The organism is Spirosoma utsteinense (assembly GCF_014282275.1).
Classification (GTDB): domain Bacteria; phylum Bacteroidota; class Bacteroidia; order Cytophagales; family Spirosomataceae; genus Spirosoma; species Spirosoma utsteinense.
Genome location: NZ_VFIA01000101.1, coordinates 1 through 4366 on the forward strand (window position 1 = coordinate 1; position 4366 = coordinate 4366).

At 48.5% G+C, this 4366-nt stretch carries 4 protein-coding genes; all 4 read left to right on the forward strand.

Annotated elements, in window-relative coordinates; genetic code table 11:
* Positions 1–117: 117 nt before the first annotated feature.
* Positions 118–699: a Crp/Fnr family transcriptional regulator gene (locus tag FH603_RS27650; protein ID WP_186742501.1), complete on the forward strand. Its 582-nt coding sequence runs from the start codon at positions 118–120 to the stop codon at positions 697–699.
* Between the two features lie 79 nt (positions 700–778).
* Positions 779–1162 (forward strand): DUF4260 domain-containing protein, encoded by a 384-nt coding sequence (locus FH603_RS27655; protein WP_186742503.1) that lies wholly within the window; start codon positions 779–781, stop codon positions 1160–1162.
* Positions 1163–1195: 33 nt separating this feature from the next.
* A complete protein-coding gene (locus FH603_RS27660) occupies positions 1196–1609 on the forward strand; it encodes an SRPBCC family protein (RefSeq protein WP_186742505.1) in 414 nt (137 codons plus the stop codon).
* Between the two features lie 834 nt (positions 1610–2443).
* Positions 2444–4366 (forward strand): Ig-like domain-containing protein (locus FH603_RS27665; protein ID WP_186742508.1); only part of this gene is annotated, 1923 nt, incomplete at its 3' end.

A 4366-nucleotide genomic window follows, 5' to 3' on the forward strand; every position in this document is an offset into this window, starting at 1 on the left:
GATTGTTTAGTGTTGTCTGGTCGGCTTCCGACAGGACGAACGGGGTAGCGATTTGGCCCATGCCACAAAGCTAATTATTTTGCTCTAACCTCTATTTTGGAAGAGTACTAGCATGCTATGAGCGATCGATTACGCAAATACCTTACCCACTTTATCGAGTTAACCGATCTGGAGTGGCAAGCCTTAGAACAACAGTTGACAATAAAGACAATCAATAAGAAAGACTTTTTAGTCCAAAAAGGGCAAAAGACTACCCAAATCGGTTTCTTGCTCAGTGGGTCTTGCCGGGTTTTTTACGAAAAGGACGGTGAAGAATGGACAACGTATTTCTGCTTTGAGAATAGTTTAGTGGCTGCCTACTTGAGCTGCATAACGGGTCAGCCCAGTACGCTGTCCATTCAAGCATTAGAAGACTGCCAGCTACTACTCTTTGATTATCAGACGCTAACGGCTCTTTATCAGCAGTTCCCCGTGTATGAAACGTTTGGCCGGAAACTGGCTGAGTATTTGTTTATGGGGTTAGATGTTCGATTAGCGGAACAACTCATTCTCAGTCCAGAGGAGCGTTATCTAAAATTCCTCGGCTCACCGGCGAAACGTAAAATTATAGAACGGATTCCTCAACAATACATAGCCTCCTATCTAGGGATTACCCCGGTTTCGCTCAGTCGTATTCGTCGTCGTATCATTCCCGTTTAATTCCTTATCTTTTGTTAAGGAGCTGAGCGTAAGTGCGTCGATACCTTTGTAGGGTAATCAAAACAAATTACATACCGCTATGAAAACGCTCATCAAAGGTGAAGAAGCCGCTCAGTTCGCTCTCTCGATTATTTTATTTGCCAAACTACCCTTCGTTTGGTGGGTGTATCCCGCTTTGTTGCTACTTCCTGACTTAAGTATGATCGGTTATACGATTAATGCCAGAGCGGGTGCTTTCACCTATAACTTAATTCATCATAAGGCGTTTGCTATCGTTGTTGGCGTAGTTGGCTTGTTTTTAGCTAACGATTATTGGTTACTGGCGGGTGTGTTATTGTTTGGTCACTCATCCATGGATCGGATGTTGGGTTATGGACTGAAGTATTCTAAGGGCTTTACATTTACTCACCTAGGTGAAGTAGGGGCTCAACAGAAACCAAAGCAGGCGTTGGGCGTTTCCTAAATGCCTAAGCGTTGACTTAACTTACTGTATAGTATGACTACTCCGCTAGTTATTGAGCGTACGTTCGCTACCCCCATTGAACGCATGTGGCGAGCGCTAACCGAAAAGGACGCCCTGCGAGAATGGTATTTCTCACAATTACAGCAATTCGAACCGACTGTAGGCTTTGAGTTTCGCTTCACCAATGATGGCTCGGCTTATCAAAAAGACTGGAAAGTTACGGAGGTCATAGCGGGCCAAAAATTAGCGCATACGTGGGCTTACAAGGGCTATCCGGGTCGTTCAGAAGTGGCTTTCGAACTTTTTGATGACGGGGACAAAACCATACTTAGGGTTACGCATACCGGATTGGAGAGCTTTCCCCAGGATGCCCATTTCGCCAGGCAACGATTTGAGTGGGGCTGGCGCTTCATTGGAGATAACTTGGCCAATTTCTTAGCAAAGTAAGATTAGGTGGAGATTTTAGAGGCATAGAACAAATAGAACAATAAATTCCGTAGCGTTTTGACCACCAGCGATTTCTGACCTATTTACAATTAATTTTCTGTGGGAAAGGGAGCTAAGCGGGGTCGTCCGACGGTGTCTAGTTTAGCGGGCAATGCGTAGTCAGCTGTTTCTGAAATTAGGTGGCCACCGTGTCGCGGTCAGTTTTACCTAAATCTCCATTTAATGTATTAATTCTTAACCTTTTGAATAATCACTCAGCCCAATGCCTTTGCGGATGCGATTAACTATCCTAAACAGTTAGTTATTTGGTCCTGTCTTTTCCTGATTGGAATCGGAGGGTTTTCTGAACGGTTTTCTTGACAGTTTATTTCGAAGCAAAGTCTTCATCTACAATATACTATCAGTCCAACAACCAATAGTAGATAGTTATTCTTTGAACTGAAGTATACCAAAATGGCCAATTGATCACATCAGTTAATTCTAATACCTGTCTTTTACGGTCTGTAGTATACACCCTGGTCAAGTTGACCGGGGTTATTTTTTTAGCAATGCCTAAGCCAAACAAATGAGAGATTGAGCGAGCATACATAAATACGTCGCTCACCTATACAGGAGAGTTACTTACATACATTAATCCATGAATACCTATTCATAATACATGGGGTGCCCACTATATTTGTTTCCTTTATGATTCGATGAGTTACCTACTCACCGTTTAAATTATCTCCCTCCTCCGCGTAAGCGATAGTATGCGTTAAACAATACTATCCTTTGAGCAATCAGCCAACCCATAAAACACCTATTACTTTTCACTTTCCATTTTCAAATCAGCGTATGAGTACACGTATACCCGTTCATGCCAGCAATAAACGTGTTTGGCTATTATTGTGCGCCTTCTGGCTAGGATTAGTTGGCCATTGGTCAACCTTGCAGGCTCAGCCGTCTTCGTTCACTTCGGCTCAAATAGAGGTCGGTACCGACTGCAACTGGCCGTATAGTGCCATTGCGACAAACCCGACCGACGGTAAAATGTATGCGCTCTGGCGCAAAGGAGCTGATGTGAGCGTTACCTACAAGCTTATTCGTTGGGACGGCTCCAGCTGGACCCAGTTGAGCACATTCACCACGGCAACCGGCACTTCATCATCCAATAAAGTACCCGACTTTAGTGCTGCTACCGATCGAGTGTCCCTGGCTATTGACGGGACGGGGCGGTTTCATGTTACGTTTAGCGGGATATCGGCATCAGCCGGCAGACAAGGAATATGGTATGGACTAAGTACCAATGGAACCAGTTGGTCCTTTCAGGCCCTGCAAATCTTGGCGGCAAATTCGACCAATGAGTCGCTGGCCGAAGAAGTTATCGAAGTGGATGCCCAGAATCAACCCCACGTTGCGTTTCGATACAACATCGCCGTCACCCCCCGAACCTACACGCTTCGGTATTACCGGTTCACGGGAGGTAATTGGGTCGGTGAGACGGCCTTCACGCAATCTGGGAGTTCCAACGGGGGGACAACCTCGAACGAAATTGGCCGGTTTGATCTGGCCATTGATGGGAACGCCAAGGCCCACTTTTCCTTTCGGCGCGAAACCGCTGGAACGGGCAGGGATGGTAGCCTCTATTATATCAATAATACGACGGGCAGTTGGTCAACACCTCAGGAACTGGTGACGGGTGCTACCGACCAACCTCAGGCGGTTACCAACACGATCGATACCGATGCCGCCAACAAGATACACATCGTACACTCGGATTATCAAAAAAAGCTCTACTATACGACAAACGTTTCCGGCTCATTTGTGACGAGTCAGATCAATGGAAACGTAATCGGGGACGTTAACTCGCAGCACACCTTGCGGATCAACGCCAACGGCGACAAATTTTTGGTCTATAATGATAGCCAAAGCGGCCCATCTCAACTGAATTATGCGTATCAGCTGGCAGGCACGTCGGGCAGCACCTGGACAACGGGTACTGGTTTCACGCCGAACGCCAGTGGTAGAGGAGGTAACTACTATTCAGGCCTGATGAATAATGACAGGCGTATTATGCTGTTGTTTGATAATTCACCAACTAGTACGAGCGGCCAGTGTAATACGTTTACTCGAAATTTCTGGTACGCGACGGCGACGGTAACGGCCCCCCTTCCCACAACAGCGCCCGTGGTGACCACCCCCGCCAATGGTAGCCTGCTCATCACGGCAACGCCCGTTTACACCGGTACCGCACCAGCGGGCAGCACCGTGACTTTCTTTGTCGATGGCACCCCCATCGGCACCACCACGGCTACGGGTGGCAACTTCAGCCTGACTCAGCCCACCGCCCTGGCTCAGGGCAGTCACACGGTGCAAGCCACAGCGCAGGGGAGCGGTCAGGCGGTGAGCGGGAACTCCAACACGAACACCTTCACCATCGACTCGGTCAGACCCAGCGTAAGCATCACCTCCACAGCGGGGACTACCGGTGGTTCTACGGGTACAAGTCCGATCCCATTCACGGTCAGCTTCTCGGAATCAGTAACGGGCTTCGTGGCGGGTGATGTGACGGTGACCAACGGCACCCTAAGCGGTTTCTCAGGGAGCGGCACCACCTATACGTTCAACGTCACTCCCAGTGCCAATGGTACAGTCACAGTGAACGTGCCCGCCAACGTGGCTCAGGACGCGGCCGGTAACGGCAATACCGCAGCAGCCAGCCAGTTCACCATCACCTACGCCCAACCCCTAACGGCTGCCCCGGTGGTGATCGCCCCG